Here is a 22,949-nt window from a genome sequence, read left to right as displayed (position 1 = left end):
TTTAGAAATAATTGATTTCGAATATTTGGATTTATGTAATATCTTTAACCACCTCTACTTTCCTTTAAAATAGCTATTATTTAAATGGAAAATTATCCCATCCCAACGAACGAAAAGCAAAGATTGCAAGCGGTTTACGATTATAATTTACAAGCGCATGATAAAGACGAAGAATTAGAAGTTTTTGCAAATGCTGCGAGTTTGATTTGTAATGCGCCAATTGCGTTAGTTTCTGTTTTTGATGAAAACTATCAAGTGATTAAAGCAAATTGTGGAATCGAGGTAGATATTGTTCCGCGTCAACAAACGATATGTCAATTTTCTTTGGTAGAAAATGAAATTTTGGTGATTGATGATGTGACGAAATTTGAACCTGCAAAAAATATTGCTGGTGTAAAAGCCGCAAATATTCAGTTCTATGCTGGTGTTCCGTTGATTGATGATAATGGAAATGCGTTGGGAACATTATGTGTAAACGACCATTATCCAAGAACGTTGGACGAAAAACAATGTAATCTATTGATTCAACTTGGGAAAAATATTACTAAATTATTGGTTAGTAAAAAGCGAAAAAAAGACGCTTCTTATTTTCAAAATATCTATAAAATATCTAATAATCTTATTGGAGTTGCCGATATTAATGGTGTTCTAAAATCTATAAATCCTTCTTTTAAAGAGGTTTTAGGAATAAAAGATGAAAAGGCAATTATTGCAGAAAACTTTTTAGATTTTGTTTCGGAAAAAGATAAAACGAAAGTCAATACCTATTTATCAAATCTTAAAAATAATACAGATTCAATCAATTTTAAATGTTTGATGTGTTCTCCTGAATCTCAAGAAGAGAAGTTAGTGGAATGGTATACAAAATCTAACTTAAAAATTGATAACGAAATCTTTTTCTTTGGTCGAGATATTACGCTTGAAAATTCGAAAAAAGTAGAATTAGAAAATAGCGAACGTAAGTTTAGAAATTTCTTCAATTCTTCGCTTGGTTTAATGACAATTCATGATTTGGATGGAAATATATTGTCGATAAATAAGACAGGATTAGAATCTATGGGCTATTCAGAAAATGAGGCAAAAGATTTGAATCTGAAAAAAATAATTCCAAAATCTAATCAAAAAGAATATCAAACCTATATAGAGACGATTTTGAATAAAAAGCAAGATTCTGGTTTGATGAGTTTGATTAAGAAAGATGGTTCGTTAACATATTGGTTATACAGTAATATTTTGGACAAAGATAACGAAGGAAATCCTGTTGTAATGAGTACTGCTGTGGATATGACACAAAGGACTTTGTTGGAAAGAGATCTTAATCGTGTTCGTCAGTTGCTAGATCATACGTACGAAGTTGCGAATGTTGGAGGTTGGAAATATGATTTAGTGAAGCAAAAATTAATTTGGGCTGATATAACGAAAAAAATCCATGAAGTTGAACCAGATTATGAACCAAATGTAGAAACTGCACTCAATTTTTATGAAGCTAAAAGTAGTTATCCAAAAATAAAGAAAGCCTTTAAAGATGCGATAGAAAAAGGAATCGAATATGATATGGAGTTACAGATTGTTACGCAAAAAGGAAAAACAATTTGGGTAAGATGCAAAGGAATTCCAGAATTTGTAAATGGAGAATGTGTTAGCGTTTTTGGAATTTTTCAGGATATTAATGAGAGAAAACGTTATACGTTAGAGTTGACAAGACAAAAAGCTATTTTCGAAACGTTTATTAATCACGTACCTGCTTCTGTTGCAATGTTTGATAGTGAAATGAATTATCTGACTTTGAGTAATCAATGGAGTGATGAATTTGCGATAAAAAAGAAAAATGTGATTGGAAAATCTCATTACGAAATGTACGATGTTCCTGCTGAAAGAAAAGCGATTTATGAGGCTTGTTTGCAAGGTCAAAATTATTCGAATGAAGATACCATTTATCGCACGCCAAAATATGACACGGATCAACACTATTCGTGGGCGATTCATCCGTGGTATATCAATAAAAAACAAATTGGCGGTTTGATTATGTTTTCGCAAAATATAACAGAATCTGTCAAGAAAAATAGAGAACTTAAAAAAGCAAAAAAGAACGCCGATATCGCTAGTAAAGCAAAGTCTGAGTTTTTAGCCAATATGAGTCACGAGATTCGGACGCCGTTAAATGGTGTGATTGGTTTCTCTGATTTATTGTTGAAAACTCCGCTTAATCCAACTCAAAAACAATATTTGAATTTTATTAATGATTCTGCAAATTCATTATTGTCAATAATAAATGACATTTTAGATTTCTCTAAAATTGAATCGGGTAGAATGGATGTTTCGATAGAAAAAAATAATCTGTTCGAATTAGGAAATCAAGTAATCAATGTGATTCTTTATCAAGCCGAAAACAAAAAAATTGAATTGTTGTTGAATATAGATAATAATTTACCTCAATTTATTTGGATTGATGAAGCTCGATTGAAACAAGTGTTAATTAATCTACTTGGAAACGCTGTGAAATTTACGGATAGTGGAGAAATAGAACTAAAAATTAGTCCAGTTGAACCAATTGTGAAAGGAGAAAAAGCAAAACTGAGATTCTCTGTTCGTGATACAGGAATTGGTATAAAACCAGAAAAACAAGCCAAGATTTTTGATGCGTTTACACAAGAGGATAGTACTGTTAGTAAGCGTTTCGGAGGAACAGGTTTAGGTTTAACAATTTCGAATAAATTATTAAATTATTTCGGAAGTCATCTAGAATTGCAAAGCGAAATAGATAAAGGTTCTACATTTTTCTTTGATTTAGAAGTTGATTACGAATATAATATTGAGCAACAATTTGATCATTTGGACGAAATAAATCATGTGTTGATTGTAGATGATAATCAAAGTAATCAAATGATTTTGCAACATATGTTGAAGTTCAAAAATATAACATCTGATATTGCGAACAATGGAATGGAAGCGCTTCAGAAAGTTTTGAATGGCGATGTTTACGATGTTATTTTGATGGATTATCACATGCCAGTTTTGAATGGTTTAGAAACAATTCAGAAAATAAAAGAGTATTTTATAACAAAGAACACAAAAACTCCTTTAGTATTATTGCATAGTTCTTCTGAGGATGAATATCTAATTCAGAAAGCAAAAGAATTGGGAATAACTTCTCGTTTATTGAAACCAATTAAGTCTGAAGAATTGTTTGAAACGCTGCGTAAAACGATTATTGATTCGAAAGAAATTCAAACTATAGAAATTGAAAATCAAGAAGAAATTTCACAAGATTTTTCGAAACAATTTCACATTTTAATTGCTGATGATAATTTAGTTAATATGACTTTAAATCAGCAGATTATAAAAAATATTGCGCCAAATTCTATTTTATATACAGCTGCAAATGGTGTGGAAGCAGTGTCGATTTGTCAAGAAAATAAAGTCGATTTAATCTTGATGGATATTCAAATGCCAGAAATGAATGGTATTGAAGCAACTAAGGTTATTCGTTTATTAAACAATTTTCAAGAAACTCCGATTATAGCAGTGACAGCGGGAAATGTAAAAGGCGAAAAAGAAAAATGTCTTGATGCTGGATTGAATGATTTCTTAGCAAAACCAATTCGAGAAAAAGATATTTTTGATGTCCTAGAAAAATGGTTAGACTTTTCTCAATATGAAAAGATTGAAACCAATGATTTTGGAAATCACCTTGATCTTTCGATGATAAATAATTATACGAAAGAAGACGAATCGTTTAGAAAAACATTTATAGAAATAATTATTAATGAGTTAGAAAAATCTATACTAGAATTTGAAACTTATTCCAACAAACAAAATTTAGAAGGATTAAATCAATTAGGTCATAAAGTAAAAGGAACAGCAAAAACCGCTGGACTTACAATTTTGGCTGATTTAACCGAACAAATAGAAAAATCAACTTCAATCAATTACCTACAAGAAAACCAGCTGATTATTAAAGTGAAAACCGAAATAGAATTAGTTATTAACTATTTAAATAATATTTAAAAACCAATATTATGCAGATTTTAATTGCCGAAGACGATGAATTGATTTTAAAAACAATTGAGCACAAACTGAAAAAAGAAGGTTACAAAGTTGTTTTAACACGAAATGGAAAAGAAGCAATCAGTAAGATTGAGACTGAAGATATTGATTTGATTATTACCGATATTATGATGCCTTTTGCGTCTGGTTTGGAGATTATTAGTGCTGTTAGAAAAAGTAAGAATTCCGATACACCAATGATTATTTTGTCTTCTTTAGGGCAAGAAGATGTGGTAGTGGAAGCATTTAATTTGGGTGCAAATGATTTTATGGTGAAACCATTTAGTCCTATTGAATTGTCGGTTCGCGTGAAGAAATTGCTAAAATAAAAGCATGATTATCCTACAAATAATAACCTATTCCGAGTTAGTCGTAGGAATTTATATTCTGCTTATTTTACTTTTTTTGATAATCATTTATACATTGTTGAAAAGTATAATTGAGTATAAAATCATTACTAAGAAAAATAAGTGGAATGCGATTATTGATCAAGAAATTTATGAAACAATTTTGGATGATGAGCCGAATTCGAATAATGATTTTAAGGATTATTTGAAATCAAGTTCATTCAAACATTATTTTATCAAAAAATTATTAAAAGCAGAACAAAATTTTTCTGGAAATTCGAAAGAAAACATTCGAAATTTATTTGATCATTATCAACTAAAAAAAATATCCTTACAGAAATTAAATAGTCAAAAAGATTACGAAATCGCCGAAGCAATACAGGAAGTTACGGCGATGAATCATGTTGAAACTTTACCGAAAATAAAAAGTATGTTACAGCATAAAAATGATTTAGTTCGATCTGAAGCGCAATATGGTTTGGTAAAATTTTCTGGTTTTGAAGGTTTATTTTTTTTAGATAATTTACAGGAACAATTGACGGATTGGCAACAGTTGAAATTGTTGGATGCGATTACAATTTTACCAAATAATAATGAGGTTGAAACGATAATTTCGAATTGGTTAAAATCATCTAATCAAAGTGTGAAAATTTTAACAATGAAATTAATTCGCAAGTTTCAATTGTTACAAATGCACGATTTGGTCGCAGATAATTTGCATGATTCTGATGAAAAAGTTGTGGAAGAAACGATTAAAACATTAGTCAGAATCGAAGATGATTCAACTTCAAAGCTATTGATTGAGCAATATGAAACATGTAACGAAAAGTTTCAAATTCAAATTTTAAAAGCCTTAGAGAAAATTTCTAATCCAGAAAATAACACATTTTTAGAAACTCAAGCAAAGGAAAATCCTTCATTTTCTGTCAAAAAAGCAAGTGTAAAAGCTTTAAATAATTGTTGTTCAAAAACCAATTTACAAAAACTTGCACATCAATCAAACTCTCCTGAATTAAAACAAATTATTAATCAAATTATCCAAGAAAACTAATCATGAATTGGCTAGAAACGGCTTTCGATTTTTTTATTTACGGCTTCCTTTTTTATTCAATCCTATTAATTTTAGTCTACGGTTGGATTGGTTTTTATGCAAAAGGAGCGATAAAATCTTATATACGAAAAAACAGTTTTACCGATTATTCGCTTATTGCAACATCGCCAAATGCGCCAACTTTTAGTCTGATTGCGCCCGCTTATAACGAAGGTGCAACGATTGTGGAGAATGTGCGTTCGTTGTTGTCGTTGTATTACAATCAACTCGAAATTATTATTGTAAATGATGGCTCCAAAGATGATTCGTTGAAACGATTAATTGAAGCGTATGATTTGATTAAAATTGATTATTTCGTTGAAGGAAATATCGAAACGAAACCAATTAATGCGATTTATAAAAGTACAAATTCTGTTTTCAAGAAATTAATTATTGTTGACAAAGTAAATGGAGGAAAATCGGATGCGCTAAATGTCGGAATTAATATTGCAACAAACGATTATATTGTTTGTATTGATGTCGATTGTATTTTAGAACAAGATGCGATTCTGAAGCTTGCAAAACCGTTTATGGATGAGGCAAAAGCGAAAGTAATTGCATGTGGGGGCGTAATTCGTTTGGCGAATAATTGTACCATTGTTGACGGAAAAATTGTCGATGTTAATTTGCCAAAAACTCGTTTAGGAAGAGCGCAAGCGTTAGAATACATTCGAGCATTTCTTTTGGGAAGAATGGCGTGGTCGCGCGCCAATGGTTTGATGCTGATTTCGGGTGCTTTTGGTGCTTTTGATCGTGAAATTGTGCTTCAATGTGGCGGTTACGATCACGATACAGTTGGTGAAGATATGGAGCTTGTTGTGCGAATGAGACGTTATATGCACGAACAAAAATTGGCCTATAAAGTGGTGAATATTCCCGTTCCGCTTTGTTGGACAGAAGTGCCAGAAAGTAAAGAAATTTTAACCAAACAACGCAATCGTTGGATGCGTGGAACGATAGAAACATTGTGGAAACATCGTATTTTATTTTTCAATCCTAAATATGGAAAACTTGGAATGATGAGTTATCCGTATTGGTTTTTCTTCGAATTTTTAGGACCGATTATCGAATACATTGGTTGGATCATTTTCGTTGTTTTATTCTTTTTAGGATTAATAAATTGGCATATTTTCTTTCCTTTAATGGCTTTTGTATTGCTTTACGGAATTTTATATTCGATTTATGCCATTCTGATTGATTTGATGACGTATAATGTTTATCACAAAAAAGGCGATATTCCGAAATTATTTTTTACGGCGTTTATAGAGCCGTTTACATTTCATCCATTTGTTGTGATGGCAGGCGTGAAAGGGGTGAAGGATTTCTTTCTGAAAAATAATTCGTGGGGAGAAATGACACGACAAGGTTTTGGTGGAAATCAAGCGAAAGAATTATCTATTTGGCAAAAACTGAAACTTGGATTCATTAATTTAGTTCAACAAACTACTTTTATTTCGTTGGTTTATTTGTTACTTTTTGGATTGTCATCAATTCTTGAATTTTATCTTTATCAAGAAAATCTTACAACAACTTCTAATCAAACTTTATTTTTTGACTTATTCGTACATAATATTGTTTTTGCTTTAGATAGTATTTTTGTGGTGAGTTTTATTTATTTTTTGTTGCAATTTTATTCGATAAGTTGGGCAAAAAAATGGATCGTTTTTGCGTATTCTTTTTTAATTATTTCAAATGTTTTATTGATTAAATATTTTCAAACAACACTCAATTTATTAGGTTCAGATTTGTTTTCTTATACGTTCGAAGAATTGAAATTAATTATTGAGCATCAGGTGTTGTAAATGTTACAAATATTCTTTTATCAATCGCTGTAATTGCTATTTTAACAACGATATTTATTTTCGGTTATCGATTAAAAATCAATCAAAAAATTCTTCAATTACCATTAATAATTTTGAGTTTTTTATCGTTTATTATACCAATTAATTTGTATTTAAAAAGCACTCAAAATGATGAGTTTTCATCTAATCTAATTTCGAGTAAATCTTCTTATTTTTTCTCAAATTCGATTGAACAATATGCAGAAGATAAACTTTCGGAAATTGACTTTTTAAACTCAAATTCGAGTTCAAATAATGAAGATAATCGACATTATTTTGATAAAACCAATTATCCATTTTTGTATCAAGACGAGAACAAAAATTTCTTTGCGGATCAATTTAATCTAACAACAGAAAAACCGAATGTTGTTTTTATTGTGATTGAAGGTTTGGGACGAGCTTTTAGTAACGAAGGTGCATATTTAGGTTCTTTTACACCATATATCGATCAGCTTTCGAAAAAGGGTTTGTATTGGGAAAATGGATTAAGCACGACGGGAAGAACATATGGAGTTTTACCTGGATTGACGGGTTCTTTGCCATTTGCTGAAAATGGTTTTATGGAACAAAAAAACTTACCTCAACATTTCAATTTGTATAATTTGTTAAAAAGTAATGGTTATAAAACTGGTTATTTTTAAGGTGGTGATGCTGATTTTGATTTTATGTCGAAATACTTGAATTATTCAGGTGTTGAAACTATTATTGATGAAAATGATTATGAAAGTAATTATGCTAAAATTCCGTCAAATAATGGATTTTCTTGGGGATTTGACGATCATTCAGTGTTCAAAAAATATTTAGCAACGCAGAAAGAAAATAATCAACCGTATTTTAATGTTTTGATGACGTTAGCGACGCATAGTCCTTTCTTAATAAACAATGTTGAGAAATATAATAAGCAGTTTGAAACGTTGATTAAATCTCGAAATTATGATGCGACAACTTTGACGACAGTAAAAAAATATAAACAACAATTGGTGACCTTTTTGAGTGTTGATGAAGCTGTAAAAAACTTTTTCGAAGCTTATCAAAAGCGTTCAGATTTTAATCAAACTATTTTTGTGATTACTGGAGATCATCGAATGCCAGAAGTTCCGATGGAAACAAAGATTGATCGTTTTCATGTTCCGATTATTGTCTATTCTCCTTTGTTGAAGTCACCGAAAAGATGTCAAATGTTGTGACGCATTTTGATGTTGCGCCAACTTTCGTGACATATTTTAGAGATTCGTATAAAATGAAATTACCGAATTACGTGACTTGGATGGGACAAAATCTTGAAAATGGTAAAACGAATTATAGAAAACAAGGCGTTCCGTTGATGCAAAATAAAAATATTTTGGACGATTATGTTTTTCAAAATTATCATTTGTCAGGAGGGAAGTTATATCGAATCGAAAAGAATTTAACAGAAGATGTTGAACAAAATTCGAAAATGGAAACAGAGTTGAAAAATCGTTTGAAAAGCTTTAAAACAAAAAACCATTCTTTGAAAAATACTCAAAAAATGGTTCCTGATTCTATATTTAATCGTTATATCAATTAGAATTTTCGGCTGTACGAAACACTTACATCAAATTGATTTCCTTTTTGATTTGGTCGATATTCTTGATTATAATAATTCGCACCAATTGAAATTAAGTTTAATTCATTGATTGAAAAGTTATAATCTGCTCCAATTTTGAAGGACTTCAATTTGTAAGTTGTATCTTCTAAAAGATTGTTGTTAAAATCTTCTGGCGAAATACCTGTACCAATCGCTAAGCTTAAATAATTGTTTGCATCGCCCGTATAATAACGCGTTGTGAATGTATACGAATGCGAAATGTTGTTGTTACTTGGCGTTACAAATGCACGTAAATTGAACCAATAATTTTTATAATATTTTCCAATTGATCCCGTAAACATCCAAACATCATCCGAAAAATGAAGTTGACGATAACCTAACTCGGCTTCAAAACTTTTGGGTAAATTAGCGTAAAGAGAAGCGCCTGTGCGATATTTAGGGAAAATTCCATCACTATCCGAATATCCGCCGCCGACGTACATGTAAAATGTCTTAGAAAGTCTTGGATAAGCTTCTACTTCGTATTGAACACCATTATCTCTAAACTTGTTTGCGTAATTTACTTTAAAGACCAATGAACCTATCGAAGTTTGTCTTTTATAACTAACCGAAACTTGATGCCAATCATCTGCAAATTGTTTGTCAAAATGCGAGTAATTGTAATTAACACCAATTGCGTTTTTAGTATTATTGATTTCAATACGATTTGCTAATTCACGTGCTTCCGTATTCTTGGGATTAATTGCTAATAATTCTTTAATTGTTTTTGAAGCTTCATCATAAGCATTGTTTGAATTAAGAACTTTAGTTTTTAACAACAATAAATCCTCATTTTTAGGATATTTAATTAATCCACGATCAATAATAGAAACGGCTTCTGTATAATTATCATTCCAATATTCAAGCGATGTGTAAGCTAAATAGAAATCGGTAGAAGGGGCCATGTTTTTTTCAATATTCTGAAAAATTTTTCTTGCTTCTTCGGTTTCATCATTCCACGTATATATTCGTCCCAAAAAAACAGCGATATCTGTATATTCTGGCGATTGATCTAAAGCTTGTAATGCAAGTTTCTTGGCAGTTGTATAATCTTTTTCTTCGAAAGCTTTGTGACGTGCTTCTTGAAATAAATCATCCGAACTTTTCGATTCTTGACTATACGAAAATAAAGGTAAAAAGGTAAGAGTAAAGAGTGTTTTTCTTAAAAATGATTTTTGAATCATGTGGTAAAAACGTACTTTATTATGAGGATAAAGATATAATTATTTAGAGCATAAAAAAAGCTCAAGAAAATAAATTCTTGAGCTTTGTTGTACCTCAGGCGGGACTTGAACCCGCACGTCCTAATGGACACAGGATTTTAAGTCCTGCGTGTCTACCAATTCCACCACCAAGGCATCCACTTCTAGGAAAGAAGTTGAGCGGGAAACGGGACTCGAACCCGCAACATTCAGCTTGGAAGGCTGACGCTCTACCAATTGAGCTATTCCCGCGTGCAAATTGTAAAAATCAAATTAAAAAGTACCTCAGGCGGGACTTGAACCCGCACGTCCTAATGGACACAGGATTTTAAGTCCTGCGTGTCTACCAATTCCACCACCAAGGCAAAATTTGATTTTTATGAATTTTTATATTTCAAAGAGCGGGAAACGGGGCTCGAACCCGCGACCTCAACCTTGGCAAGGTTGCGCTCTACCAGCTGAGCTATTCTCGCGATTGGAGTGCAAATATATAAAATCAATTTCTAATAATCCAAATCAAATTTGAATAAAATTTTAAAAATATATTTGCACTTATTTTAATTAGTTGATAGGCATTAACATATCAGCTACTTCTTTTATTTTATCTTTCATCTTTTTACGGTGAACGATCATATCAACGAAGCCTTTTTCTAATAAAAACTCAGAAGTTTGGAATCCTTCTGGTAAATCTCTACCAATAGTTTCTTTGATAACACGTGGTCCAGCGAATCCAATTAATGCTCCTGGTTCTGCCATGATAATGTCACCAATTGATCCGAAAGATGCTGTAATTCCTCCAAAAGATGGATTTGTTAAGATTGTAATATAAGGAATATTGTTGTCTGCTAATTGAATTAATTTAGCTTCTACTTTTGCTAATTGCATCAACGAAATTGCAGCTTCCATCATACGCGCACCACCAGATTGTGTAATGATAATATAAGGTGTTTTGTGTTTGATAGAATAATCAATTGCACGAGCAATTTTTTCTCCCATTACAGATCCTAAAGAACCTCCAATAAATTTGAAATCCATACAAGAAATTGTAATGTCACGTCCATGAATTTTTCCAGTCGCATTGCGAATAGAATCTGTCATTCCCGTTTTCTTTTTAATTTCTTTTAAACGATCTTTATAAGGTTTTGTATCTGTCCAATTTAATGGGTCTTTACTTTCTACTTTTACATCTAATTCTGTGAATTTACTATCATCAAATAAGATATCAAAGTATTCTTGAGAACCAATTTGTACGTGATGATCATCCTCTGGACTTACATACGCATTTGCTTTCAGTTCTTCAGTTTCAATAATTTTTCCTGATGGCGTTTTATACCATAAGCCTTTCTTAACGTCTTTTTTAGACTCTGTAGGCGTTGTAATATTTTTCTTGCTTCTAATAAACCAAGGCATATTCTCTGTTTTTATTTGATAGAAATAATCTTAAAGAAAAGATTATCCTAAAGTATTAACATTATTTAAATCGTGGAAAGCTTGGATTAATCTATCTTTGAAAGAAACCTCTCCAGCTCTTAACCACACGCGTGGATCATAATATTTCTTGTTAGGAGATTCTGGACCTTCTGGGTTTCCAATTTGTCCTTGTAAATAAGCTGCATTTTCGTCAAAATATTTACGAATTCCTTCCATAAATGCATATTGTAAATCTGTATCAATATTCATTTTGATAACTCCGTAGCTAATTGCCTCTCTAATTTCTTCTAAAGTAGAACCAGAACCTCCGTGGAATACGAAGTTAACAGCGTTGTCTACACCATACTTTTCGTTGATGTATTTTTGCGAGTTATCTAAAATTTTAGGAGTCAAGACAACATTTCCTGGTTTGTAAACACCGTGTACATTACCAAATGCTGCTGCAATCCAGAAATTATCAGAAATAGATTTCAAGTTTTCGTAAACGTAAGCAACTTCTTCTGGTTGAGTGTATAATAATGAATTGTCAACATTAGAATTGTCAACACCATCTTCTTCACCACCTGTGATACCTAATTCCATTTCCAAAGTCATTCCAACTTTAGACATTCTTTCTAAGTATCTTTTGCACGTTTCTACGTTTTCTTCTAAAGGCTCTTCAGACAAATCTAACATGTGAGAACTAAATAAAGTCTTTCCGAATTTATTAAAATGTTCTTCGTTAGCGTCCATAATTCCATCAATCCAAGGCAATAATTTTTTTGCACAGTGGTCTGTATGTAAAATTACAGTAGCTCCGTAAGATTCAGCTAAAGTGTGAATATGTTTTGCTCCCGCAATAGCACCTTTGATAGCAGAAAGTTGATTTTCTCCTTTCAATCCTTTTCCGGCATTAAAAGCAGCACCTCCGTTAGAAAATTGAATAATAACTGGAGAGTTTACTTCAACTGCAGCTTCCATTGCAGCGTTAATAGTATCTGAACCGATGACATTACACGCTGGTAAAGCGTATTGATTTGCTTTTGCATCATTGATAATGTCTTGAACTAATGAACCGGTAGCAACACCGGCAGGAAATTTTCTGCTCATTATGTTAGTATTTTGTGAAACAAATATAGATGTTTTTTTAGAAAGGATAATTAATTCCGAAGTGGATTCTTGGTTTAAGCAAATTAAAATTGTCAAATTGCCAGCGATCACCTAATTCATAAGAAGGGTCATAAATTTTGTAACCCAAATCAAATCTTACAATTGCAAACGTACCAATGTGATAACGGAAACCTAATCCAGAACCAATTCCGAATTCTTTGTAAAAATCTTTGAACTTAAATAATGTTTCTGGACGATTTTTATTAACACCCCAAATATTACCAGCATCAAGAAAATATGCACCTTCCAAACTTCCAAAAAGATTGAAGCGATATTCAGCATTGAATAATAATTTCATGCTTTCAAATTCTAAACTTTGATTTTTAGAATCGATACGTGGTTTACTTCCAGGACCTAATGTCAACGGTGCCCAACCACGAACATCATTTGCTCCTCCAGCCGAATAACTTCTTACAAAGGGTGCAACATCTGAGTTTCCATATGGTTGAATGATTCCGAATAAGAAACGTCCCGCTACGCTAGAATTTGAATTTAATTTGAATTTTCGTCTAACATCCACATCAAATTTTACGAATTGAGAATAAGGAATTCCAAAGATCAAACCTGCTTGATTTCCATCTCGATCTGGTTCTGCTTTATTAAAACCAAAAGCCTTGTCTAAACCTCTTAATACATTTCCGGCTAATTCAATTCTTGCTTGAATAAACCAAGGATTACTTTTTGGTCGAAATGAATTTTCTTGATTAAATGTAAATTGATAGATAAAAGAGTTGATTAACACATTTTGAGAAATATTAGCTTTTCTATATAACATATTCTCAAAATCAACATACAACTTTGCATCTTCTCCTGTTAATGAACTTTGGAATCCTTTGTCAGCTTCGATTGCGTCTGTTAATTCATCGTCCGTTACATAAATTGGTGCATTAGGATTGTATGCGTAATATAAATTTTTTACTTCGTTTTTTGTATTATTATCTTTTGTAAATACTTCATAATAGCGATCTTTTTTTCGATTACTAATAAATTCCGTATTAAATAAAGAGACTTTGTGTTGAAACTCCGAACTCGAAATATCCATATCAAAACCAAAACCATAAGTTGTTTTGTCTAAACCTACATTTTTCTGCGTACTTGCATTCATTCGAATAGCAGATTCGGCAGTAAAACGTTTTGGTAAAATATTATCAAGATTAATTGGTGTCAATAAATAAGGAAACTTCAACTTTGTTTCGATTGCGATTTCATAAGCATTTAAGAATGCTTTATTCATTGAGAAATCTTTGTTGACAGAACCTAAAGTTCCTTTTAAAGTTGTTTCTAAATTTTCTCCTCCTCCAAATAAATTTCTCGAAGTTAAAGTCATCCCGGGAGAAATCGCAAAATTCATATAGCGAGAAGCATAACTTTCGACAAAGAGATTCAAGTCATATTTCTTTTTTGGCGTAAAGAAAACATCTATATTTAGGATAGAATCTTGTTTATTAATTCGGAATCCATGTAAGTTAATGTTCTCTTTCTTGAAAATATTACGTTTTGTCTGAATTTCTTGTCGTTGACGATACAGTTGACCAGGACGAATTACAAATGCATCTGTAAAATATCTTGGTCGATATTCTGGCTCTTTTGTATATAAAACGTTATAATCTTTATATTCTTCTTTGATTAATTTACTTTCATCATCAACAAAACTGCGAGAATCTGCATAAATATTTATCTTCCCAAAACGATATTGTGTAAAAGGTGTAATGCTATCCGTTTTCAAAGAATCTTGAATATATTTATCAATAAACATCGTTACATCAAGGCGTTTGTTACTTTTTAATGTATCCGCTTCAAAATATAAATCTTCGCCCGAATCATTGAAATCATAGTAACCTCTATTCTTTAACAAATCGATAATACGATCGCGTTCTTCCTCAAATTTGTCAAAATTATATTGATCTCCAGCATGCAAAACAGTTTGTTTTCCAAGAGGAGAATTCAAGTATTCTTCTATTTTTTGATCAGCTATTTTTTGATCATATGTTTCGATATAAGAAGGTTCACCTAACTTAATATCATAAATTGTTTCTGCTTTTTTTGCAACAGAATCTTTATCATAGGAAACTGCTACTTTCGAATCGAAATAACCTTTATCATGAAATAATCTATTTAAGTTCTTTGCTGAAAATTCTGATTGTTGTTCATCTAACAAAACTGGCGCCTCTCCTTGATTATAATAAAGACGTTCTTTCCATAAACTCTGCCCAACATATTCGCTCAGATTATTCTTCGTTAGTAAACTGTCCAATAATTTTTGGTTACGAACCGAAGCGTCTTGTCGATAATATTCCTGAAAAGTTTCATCAAATTTCGCAGGAGACCAATTGTAAACCCATTGCCAAAGAGGGAAAAAACCAAGGAACTTACCAGCTGGCTTTTGTTTTACATAATCACTTAAATCTTTGTTGATTATAGTTTTTTTCTTCTTAATATCGGGATCTTCTTTATCGTAGATAAATTTGTTCTTTACAAACAAATATTCTCCTTCAGGTACTTTCTTAGTTGTACTACAGCTATAAAAAAGTAATCCTAAACAAGAGATAAGTGTTATATTTGTTGTAATTTTTTTTTGCATAAATATGTTATCAAATAACGTTATTAAGATAATAACTTCTCTGGGTTCTAAAAAATATAGACAAAAATATAATTTGTTTGTCGTAGAAGGTGTTAAAAATATCGGGGAAGTTATAAAAAGTTCTATAAATATTAAAGAATTATTTATAATTGAAGACTTTTGGCCAGAAGCTACACACATCAAAAAGACTTTTATTGAAGAAAAAGATTTGAAAAAGATCAGTTTCTTAACTACTCCGAATGTAGGTTTAGCACTTTGTGAATTACCTAATTATGATGAAAATATCAAGTTAAATGGTTTGAGTATTGCCTTGGATGATATTCGCGATCCAGGTAATTTAGGAACAATTATCCGCTTGGCAGATTGGTTTGGTGTAGAAGATATCTTGTGTACCAAAGAATCTGTGGATATGTACAACCCAAAAGTTGTGATGTCGACAATGGGATCTTTTACAAGAGTCAAAGTTCATTATATCGATTTGGAGAAATACTTATCTGACTATAAAGGAAACATTTTCGGAACTTTTATGGAAGGAGAATCTATTTATGAACAAATACTTCCACAAGAAGGTATCTTGGTTATGGGGAACGAAGCGAATGGAATTTCTCCAGAAATCGAGAAGTTAACGACACATAAACTAAGCATTCCGTTCTTTGGGAAAAATGGTTCTACCGAAAGTCTCAACGTTGCCGTTGCAACAAGTGTCATCTTAGGCGAATTTAAGTCTCAACTTTCTCACAAATCATAAAAAAAACTTAATGTTTATAAACGGGTAACTATTCCACAAATAAATATATACTTTAGTAGAAACAAACAATAAGATTAAGAAAAAACACATGAAATATGTAGCGGTTGTTCTTGCTTCTGCAATGCTGTTTATGGGAAGCTGTAGCAAGAAAAACGAACAAAAAGAAGAAGTTAGAAAGAAGGATCCTCATGCTTTGCGCTATGATTCGTTGGATTGGAAAGCAGATTTCAAGCCAATGAAGTACACACAAGCAGAACTTAATGATTACAGAAATAAACTAAACACCTATTATAAAGACTTTTGGGTTGACGGGAAAGTGAGCGGAGGTTTGTTGGTTGTGAAGAATGGGCAAGTACTTTTAGAGCAATATCAAGGGATGGCAGACGAAAGACATAAGCGTCCTATTACTGCCGAAACGCCTATTCACATTGCATCTATCTCGAAAGTTTTTACATCTATGGCGATACTTAAGCTTGTAGAAAAAGGTAAAATCAAATTAGATCAAAAAGTAAATACAATATTAGAAGGTTTTCCTTACGATGATATCACGGTTCGTAATTTGCTAAATCACCGCAGTGGTTTGCCAAATTATGCCAACGTTTTGTGGAATAACAAGAAGGTAATGATGGATCGCGAGAAACCAATTTCTAATCAAGATGTGTTAGATATCTTTAGAGAATTTGACGTTAAGCAAATTCGTCCCGCAGACAAAGGGTTTTATTACTCGAATACCAACTTCGCTTTTCTTGCTTTAGTAATCGAAAAGATTATGAAAATGCCTTATCCGAAAGCAATGAAATACATGGTTTTTGACCCTCTTGAGATGAATCATACCTTTGTTTTTGAGTATGATCGCGATAAAGATACAGTAGCACGTTCCTACAAATACAATGGTTACGAGTGGGCTTGGGATGATTTTGACCGCACGTATGGAGACAAAAATATCTACTCAACGCCAAGAGATTTGTACAAGTTAGATGTTGCCATGTATTCAGATGATTTCTTACCGAAGAATATAAAGAAAGAAGCTTTCCAAGGATATAGTTATGAGCAAAAAGGTTTCAAGAATTATGGGCTTGGAATGCGCTTGTTAGAATATGACAATGGTAAAAAAATATTGTATCACAATGGCTGGTGGCACGGGAATAACACCGTTTTTGTACACGATGTTAACAATCAATTTACGGTAATTGCATTAGGAAACAAGCAGAATAAGAATATATATAGTGCATTCAAATTGGCTGGACTTACAGGAACTTATCCGCTAAAAGCACCTAATAAAGACTCGATGAGGTTGCATCAACAACCAATTGTACCAAAAACAACAGCAAAACTTTCGACCAAAGTTTCAAGATAATAGCAAGGCTTTCTTATATAAGGAAGCCTTTTTTATTTTTATGAAATAATGTATTTTATTGATAATCAATAGTTTTATTTTGATAATTAAATATAAAGTATTAAATTAGAGTTAATTAACAATTTAACTAAAACACTTATTTTCTATGGCTGTAAAATACAACGTTATTCAGAAGGCTTACCCTGGAGATTCAGGAGGTCTTAAAAAGTTCTATGCAAGTTCTGTTGCTGATGGCGAAGTTTCACTTCGAAATTTGAGTAAAGAAATTGCACAAACCTCATCTGTCAGTGAGAGTGATGTGTATGCAACATTGATTGATTTGGCTAAAATGTTATCGAAACATTTGTCAGATGGAAAGATTGTTCGCTTAGGAGATTTCGGTTCTTTTCAAATAAGTATAAGTAGTGAGGGAGTGGATACTGCAAACAAAGTAAATTCGACATTGATAAAAGGGGCTAAAATACTTTTTAGGCCTGGTCTCGATTTACGAGATACTTTAGCTACTTTAAAGTATGAGAAAAAGAAATAGTTAAGATAATTTTTCTAACTTCTAATTGAAGTAAATAAAAAACGTCAAGTGGTTTTCATTAAAATCACTTGACGTTTTGTTTAAAACCTCCTTAGGTTTTATATAAAAGATAGGGAGGTTTTATAAAAAGTTTATTTATATCTCACTTGAATAATCATTAACAACATAGAAACATAGACTATGATAACTAAAAAATATTTAGATGAATTAACTTATGAAATAATAGGTTCTGCTATAGAAGTTCATAAAATAATGGGTAGAGGATTATTAGAAAGTGTTTATCATCAATGCTTAAAAGAAGAGTTAAATCATAGGAAAATAAATTTTCTCACAGAAATGAAGGTTCCAGTTGTCTATAAAGAAAAACTACTTGATCTTGATTTTCGTTGTGACCTCTATGTAGAAAATAGTATAGTTGTTGAGTTAAAAGCTGTACAGGATATTGTTCCTGCTTATGAAGCTCAATTATTAACTTATATGAAACTACTGAAATGTCCAAAAGGAATACTAATCAACTTCAATTGTTTTAACATATTTAATGAAGGACAAAAAACGTATGTTAATGAGTTTTTTACTCATCTTCCAAATTATTAAACCCATGTATTTATATTGTTAGAATAGATAGGTTTTAAATTTTGTTTTGGTAAAATCATAACTACATAGAAACATAGATTTTGATTAATAATTATAACCTTCTATAAATCTAATGTGAAAATAAAATATCTATTCTAATCTTTATAAATATTTAACCTATGTATCTATGTGGTTAAAAAAGATAAAATATTAAAAACATAGAGACATAGATAAAGATATAACTTGTGTTTTAAAGTGTTTAAAAAAAGAAAATATAAAACTTTATGAGTTTCTTACTGTTTAATATCCATAATATCTCGCAATACATTTCCAAAGATATTAAATCCAAGAACCAATAACATAATAGCTAATCCCGGTAGAATTGCCAAATGTTGTTTCCCTAAAATAATATGATTATAATGTTCTTTGATGATGTTTCCCCAAGACGGAGTAGGAGGTTGTGCACCAATTCCAAGGAAACTAAGACCACTTTCTACTAAAATTGCCGAAGCAAAATTGGCAGCAGATATAACGATAATAGGAGCAATGACATTAGGTAATATTTGGTTGAAGATAATTCTTGCGTCTGAAAAACCTAAAGCTTTTGCCGCTTCTACGAATTCTTTTTCTCTGTAGGATAGGAATTGCCCACGAACTACACGTGCAACTTCTACCCACATCGTTAGTCCAACTGCGATAAATATCTGCCAAAATCCTTTTCCAATAGCTAAGGTAATTGCAATAACCAATAGTAAAGTTGGGATAGACCACACAACATTTATCAACCACATTATAATGTTATCTGTTCGTCCCTTGTAATAACCTGCAAGAGCACCCAAGGAGATTCCGACAACTAATGAAATGAAAACAGCGATAAACCCGATAAGAAAAGAAATTCTTGTCCCGATAATTAATCGAGAATAAAAGTCTCTTCCGTAAGAATCTGTTCCAAGTAAATAGGTTTTTGTATAGATAAAATCCTTCTCTATATCTTGCGTTTTGATATTATGCTTTGTCCAAGTTAACAAATCTATCTTTACTGCTTCACCACTTAGTCCGTTTCCTATATATGGAACATAAGTAATGCTTTGTCCATTTCTTTTGTAAGATGTGATACTTATTTGTTCGGTATCGATCTCTTTCCCGAATATAAAATCAGAAAAGTTAGTCTTTCCTGAATAATTAGGTAAGGGGATTTCGATTGTTTTTTGCTGATAACCTATAGGTGAATATGCAATGGTTAAGTCTTGTCTGTTTGCATTTTCCGTTTTGTCGGACGCAAAGACATAAGCAAAAATAGAAATGATTGCAGCTAATACTATTACACTAAAAGAAAGAACACCAAGGGTGTTCTTTCTTAATTTATTGAATACGATATGAGAAAATGAACCGTTTTCTTGTTCCATTATTTAATGTCTCTTAAAACGTTAACAGCTTCGTTTAAATAAAAGTCTTTTTGCATTCCTTTGAACCAATTGTTACGTTTAGCTTTTAGTACAGTATCTGTTTTTGTAGTTGCCAAATCGTTTTGATTCATTGTAAATTTGAAATTGTTTTTATACTTGTCTAAAGCTTCGAATTTCTTGATTTTATCTTCGCGAGTTTTACGGTACGTTTTGTAATCTTCTAAGTTCAAAGGAATCTCTTTTACATCTTCCATTGATTTGATGAACTTGAAACTTTCGTTCATTAATGCTAAGTGTGCATTGTTTGCCAAACGAGTTTTACTGTTCGCTTTAATCTTCGCTAAATCGAAAGCAGAAGGCCATTTTGCAATAACCAATGGTTTGATTTGATCCCAGTTCAAGGCTTCTGGACGAGAAGCTTCGCTGATATCTTCGTAAGTGAATTGATCAACTAATGCAATGTCCGACTGAACTCCTTTCAATTGTGTAGACCCTCCGTTTACTCGGTAGAATTTTTGTATTGTTAACTTAATAGCTCCTAACTCATCACTTCCCGACTGACGATCTAAAGGCAAGATTGTTTGTACAGTACCTTTACCAAAGGTTTGCGGTGAACCCACGATAACAGCGCGACCATAGTCTTGCATTGCTGCAGCAAAAATCTCTGACGCAGATGCAGAAAGCTCGTTAACCATTACTACTAAAGGCCCGTCGTATGCGATAGAATTATCTTTGTCTTCGTGAATTTTAAGCATTCCGTCCGAACGTCTCACCTGAACAATTGGTCCTTGATTGATGAACAATCCAGAGATTTTAACTACCTCTTCAAGAGAACCACCTCCATTATTTCTAACATCGAAAACAAGACCTTTGATGTTTTCTTTCTTCAAGATTTCAATTTCTTTCTTGATATCATCCGAAGGATAACGTCCGCCTTCTTTTCCCATCGGCGTATAGAACTCAGGTAAATAGATGATTCCGTATTTATCTCCTTTCTCGTCCGTAATAATAGATGAGCGAGCAAACACTTCCTCCGATTCAATTACTTCACGAATCAAAGAGATTGTTTGTTGAGAACCGTCTTTTTTCTGAATAGTCAAGACAACTTCTGTTCCTTTCTTCCCTTTAATTAGGCGAATAGCATCGCTCAAAATCATCCCAACGATGTTTTTAGCTTCACCATTTTTCCCTTGTGCAACTTTAATGATCTTGTCGCCAACTTCTAATTTATTGCTCTTCCAAGCTGGTCCGCCAACAATTAATTCAGCAATTGTAGCGTAACCTCTTTTGTCTTGTATTTTGGCTCCAATTCCTTCCATTTGTCCAGACATTTCGAACTCGAAATCCTCTTTACTTGTTGGAGAGAAGTATGTTGTGTGCGGATCGTATTGTTCTGTGAACGAGTTCATGTAAATAGAAAAATAGTTCTCGCGTTTTGTCTGTTTTATACGACGAAAATAGTCAGAAATCAAGTCTTTAACTTCTTCACGCGCCATTTTTTCTACTTCTGCAAAAGGAGTATCTTTTGTGATTTTCTTTTTCTCATCTGCCAAAGGATCTTTTACAGGTTTTATAGAAGAAGAGTTGTCTAAAGTATCTTTCTTTTGACCTTTTAATTCGTCTTGCATTGAAATGATTTCTAACATCACGTTATATTTCAAATATTTGCGCCACAAATCTTTCGCTTCGTTTTTATCTTTCGCGAATTTTGAGGTTTTATAATCGATGTTGAAATTCTCTTTTTGATTAAAATCAAAAGGTTTTGACAAGGCATCCATCGAATATTTTTCAGCTTCAGCAATACGTTTGTAGATTGTATCAACAGTTGAATTGTAAAAACCTAAGTTTTCTGATTTGTAATAATCATCTAAATTGTGATAATCTTTTTTGAATAGATCATAATCAGATTGCAATAAAAAACGTTTGCTTGGATCAATGTATTCTAAATATTTATTGAAAACATTTTCCGAAAATTTATCATCTACAGTAGCAGGTTTGTAATGTAGGTAAGTTAGGGTGTTTCGTGTATTTTTTACGATTAACTTTTCTCTTTCTTCATCTGTGTCTAACATGGGTTTGCAAAAGCAAAAAGCAAGCAAACTCATTGATAAAAACGATAGTAATACATACGTTTTTTTAATTAACATATTGCGTTGGTATTATATAAATTAATAATTTAAGACTCCTTCAAATATAAAACAAAAAAGAAATTAGAAGGAAGTTTTTTACATTTGTAAAAATGATGAATAAAAGTAAGAATAAAATATGGAAAGACCGCTAATTTTAGTTACAAATGATGATGGAGTAACTGCGCCTGGAATAAGAGCGTTGATAGAGATTGCAAAAGGATTTGGAGAAGTTTATGTTGTTGCGCCAGATAGTCCGCAAAGTGGAATGGGACATGCGGTGACAATAAATTCGACATTGTTTTGTGATGAAATAGAAGTTGATGAAGATGTAAAAGAGTATGCGTGTTCTGGAACGCCAGTGGATTGTGTAAAATTGGCTGTTTCGCAAATTTTGCCTCGTAAACCAGATTTGTGTATTTCGGGAATTAATCACGGATCGAATTCTTCGGTGAATGTGATTTATTCGGGAACAATGTCTGCTGCTGTAGAAGCTGGAATAGAAGGAATTCCTGCGATTGGTTTTTCGTTGTGTGATTTTGCTTATAATGCAGATTTTAAAGCTGGAGAAGAATTTATTAAAACAATTATTGATCAAGTTTTAAAACATAAATTACCAAAAGGTGTGGTGTTGAACGTGAACATTCCGAAGTTGAAAGAACATGAAATAAAAGGAATAAAAGTTTGTCGCCAAGCTGATGCTAAATGGGAAGAAAAATTTGATAAACGTGAAGATCCTCGTGGAAGAACGTATTATTGGATGAGTGGAGAGTTTAAAAATCTTGATAAAGGCGAAGATACAGACGAACGTGCTTTAGAGGAAGGTTATGTTTCGGTTGTGCCAGTTCGTTATGATTTGACAGCGCATCATTTTTTACCAGATTTAAGAAATTGGGATTTGTAGATTTGTAGA

At 32.0% G+C, this 22,949-nt stretch carries 16 protein-coding genes, 4 tRNA genes and 1 pseudogene; 11 read left to right on the top strand and 10 right to left on the bottom strand.

The features are described 5' to 3' along the window. The first annotated feature begins 84 nt into the window (after positions 1–84). The 6 genes and pseudogenes from N5D90_RS13380 to N5D90_RS13355 all read left to right on the top strand — a co-directional run bounded on the left by N5D90_RS13380 (position 85) and on the right by N5D90_RS13355 (position 8,874). Complete coding sequence (locus N5D90_RS13380) at positions 85–4,008, top strand: response regulator (RefSeq protein WP_280062813.1); 3,924 nt, start codon at positions 85–87, stop codon at positions 4,006–4,008. Between the two features lie 11 nt (positions 4,009–4,019). After that, positions 4,020–4,376, top strand: a complete 357-nt coding sequence (locus N5D90_RS13375) for a response regulator transcription factor (RefSeq protein WP_115001656.1) — start codon at positions 4,020–4,022, stop codon at positions 4,374–4,376. Positions 4,377–4,473: 97 nt separating this feature from the next. After that, positions 4,474–5,445 (top strand): HEAT repeat domain-containing protein, encoded by a 972-nt coding sequence (locus N5D90_RS13370; protein WP_280062812.1) that lies wholly within the window; start codon positions 4,474–4,476, stop codon positions 5,443–5,445. 2 nt (positions 5,446–5,447) lie between these two features. Then, the gene (locus tag N5D90_RS13365) at positions 5,448–7,286 is read left to right on the top strand and encodes a glycosyltransferase (protein ID WP_280062811.1); all 1,839 of its coding nucleotides are present in this window, start codon (positions 5,448–5,450) and stop codon (positions 7,284–7,286) included. A gap of 113 nt (positions 7,287–7,399) precedes the next feature. Beyond that, a pseudogene (locus N5D90_RS13360) lies at positions 7,400–8,512 on the top strand (LTA synthase family protein). Continuing rightward, positions 8,497–8,874 carry a hypothetical protein gene (locus N5D90_RS13355; RefSeq protein WP_280062810.1) on the top strand — a complete coding sequence of 126 codons (378 nt, stop codon included), beginning with the start codon at positions 8,497–8,499 and terminating at the stop codon, positions 8,872–8,874. The pseudogene N5D90_RS13360 and the gene N5D90_RS13355 overlap by 16 nt, the downstream one beginning before the upstream one ends. Here the strand turns inward: N5D90_RS13355 and N5D90_RS13350 are convergent. From N5D90_RS13350 to N5D90_RS13315, 8 genes are all read right to left on the bottom strand, one after another. Further along, positions 8,871–10,118 carry a YaiO family outer membrane beta-barrel protein gene (locus tag N5D90_RS13350; RefSeq protein ID WP_280062808.1) on the bottom strand — a complete coding sequence of 416 codons (1,248 nt, stop codon included), beginning with the start codon at positions 10,116–10,118 and terminating at the stop codon, positions 8,871–8,873. The two genes, N5D90_RS13355 and N5D90_RS13350, sit on opposite strands and share 4 nt — an antisense overlap. 90 nt (positions 10,119–10,208) lie before the next feature. Then, positions 10,209–10,292: transfer RNA gene (locus tag N5D90_RS13345), tRNA-Leu, on the bottom strand. Positions 10,293–10,315: 23 nt separating this feature from the next. Continuing rightward, positions 10,316–10,388 (bottom strand) — tRNA-Gly (locus N5D90_RS13340). Between the two features lie 29 nt (positions 10,389–10,417). Beyond that, positions 10,418–10,501 (bottom strand) — tRNA-Leu (locus tag N5D90_RS13335). A 35-nt stretch (positions 10,502–10,536) separates the two neighbouring features. Further along, a tRNA-Gly gene (locus tag N5D90_RS13330) sits at positions 10,537–10,609 on the bottom strand. Between the two features lie 88 nt (positions 10,610–10,697). Beyond that, the gene (gene accD, locus N5D90_RS13325) at positions 10,698–11,546 is read right to left on the bottom strand and encodes an acetyl-CoA carboxylase, carboxyltransferase subunit beta (protein WP_125350474.1); all 849 of its coding nucleotides are present in this window, start codon (positions 11,544–11,546) and stop codon (positions 10,698–10,700) included. 42 nt (positions 11,547–11,588) lie between these two features. Continuing rightward, a complete protein-coding gene (gene fbaA / locus N5D90_RS13320) occupies positions 11,589–12,656 on the bottom strand; it encodes a class II fructose-bisphosphate aldolase (protein WP_038333058.1) in 1,068 nt (355 codons plus the stop codon). Between the two features lie 37 nt (positions 12,657–12,693). After that, positions 12,694–15,297, bottom strand: a complete 2,604-nt coding sequence (locus tag N5D90_RS13315) for a BamA/TamA family outer membrane protein (protein WP_280062805.1) — start codon at positions 15,295–15,297, stop codon at positions 12,694–12,696. A 4-nt stretch (positions 15,298–15,301) separates the two neighbouring features. On the opposite strand from N5D90_RS13315, the gene N5D90_RS13310 reads away from it, so the two are divergent. The 4 genes from N5D90_RS13310 to N5D90_RS13295 all read left to right on the top strand — a co-directional run bounded on the left by N5D90_RS13310 (position 15,302) and on the right by N5D90_RS13295 (position 18,525). Continuing rightward, positions 15,302–16,045 carry an RNA methyltransferase gene (locus N5D90_RS13310; protein WP_280051067.1) on the top strand — a complete coding sequence of 248 codons (744 nt, stop codon included), beginning with the start codon at positions 15,302–15,304 and terminating at the stop codon, positions 16,043–16,045. An 88-nt stretch (positions 16,046–16,133) separates the two neighbouring features. Further along, on the top strand, positions 16,134–17,402 hold the full coding sequence (locus N5D90_RS13305; RefSeq protein ID WP_280062804.1) for a serine hydrolase: 1,269 nt from the start codon (positions 16,134–16,136) through the stop codon (positions 17,400–17,402). A 145-nt stretch (positions 17,403–17,547) separates the two neighbouring features. After that, positions 17,548–17,931, top strand: coding sequence for an HU family DNA-binding protein (locus N5D90_RS13300; protein WP_280062802.1), 384 nt, complete (start codon positions 17,548–17,550; stop codon positions 17,929–17,931). Positions 17,932–18,111: 180 nt separating this feature from the next. Then, complete coding sequence (locus tag N5D90_RS13295; protein WP_280062800.1) at positions 18,112–18,525, top strand: GxxExxY protein; 414 nt, start codon at positions 18,112–18,114, stop codon at positions 18,523–18,525. Positions 18,526–18,797: 272 nt separating this feature from the next. Here the strand turns inward: N5D90_RS13295 and N5D90_RS13290 are convergent, their stop codons facing one another. Further along, the gene (locus N5D90_RS13290; protein ID WP_280062798.1) at positions 18,798–19,910 is read right to left on the bottom strand and encodes an ABC transporter permease; all 1,113 of its coding nucleotides are present in this window, start codon (positions 19,908–19,910) and stop codon (positions 18,798–18,800) included. Next, entirely contained in the window at positions 19,910–21,982 is a 2,073-nt protein-coding gene (locus N5D90_RS13285; protein WP_280062797.1) for a carboxy terminal-processing peptidase, read from the bottom strand. The genes N5D90_RS13290 and N5D90_RS13285 overlap by 1 nt, the downstream gene beginning before the upstream one ends. Before the next feature lie 193 nt (positions 21,983–22,175). Here N5D90_RS13285 and surE point away from each other — a divergent pair, with 193 nt between their 5' ends. Next, positions 22,176–22,940: a 5'/3'-nucleotidase SurE gene (gene surE / locus N5D90_RS13280; protein WP_038333074.1), complete on the top strand. Its 765-nt coding sequence runs from the start codon at positions 22,176–22,178 to the stop codon at positions 22,938–22,940. Positions 22,941–22,949: the final 9 nt, after the last annotated feature.

The sequence above is a fragment of the Empedobacter sp. GD03797 genome, from assembly GCF_029842105.1.
GTDB classification, from domain to species: Bacteria; Bacteroidota; Bacteroidia; order Flavobacteriales; family Weeksellaceae; genus Empedobacter; species Empedobacter falsenii_C.
This window is presented reverse-complemented; position numbering and strand designations above follow the sequence as displayed.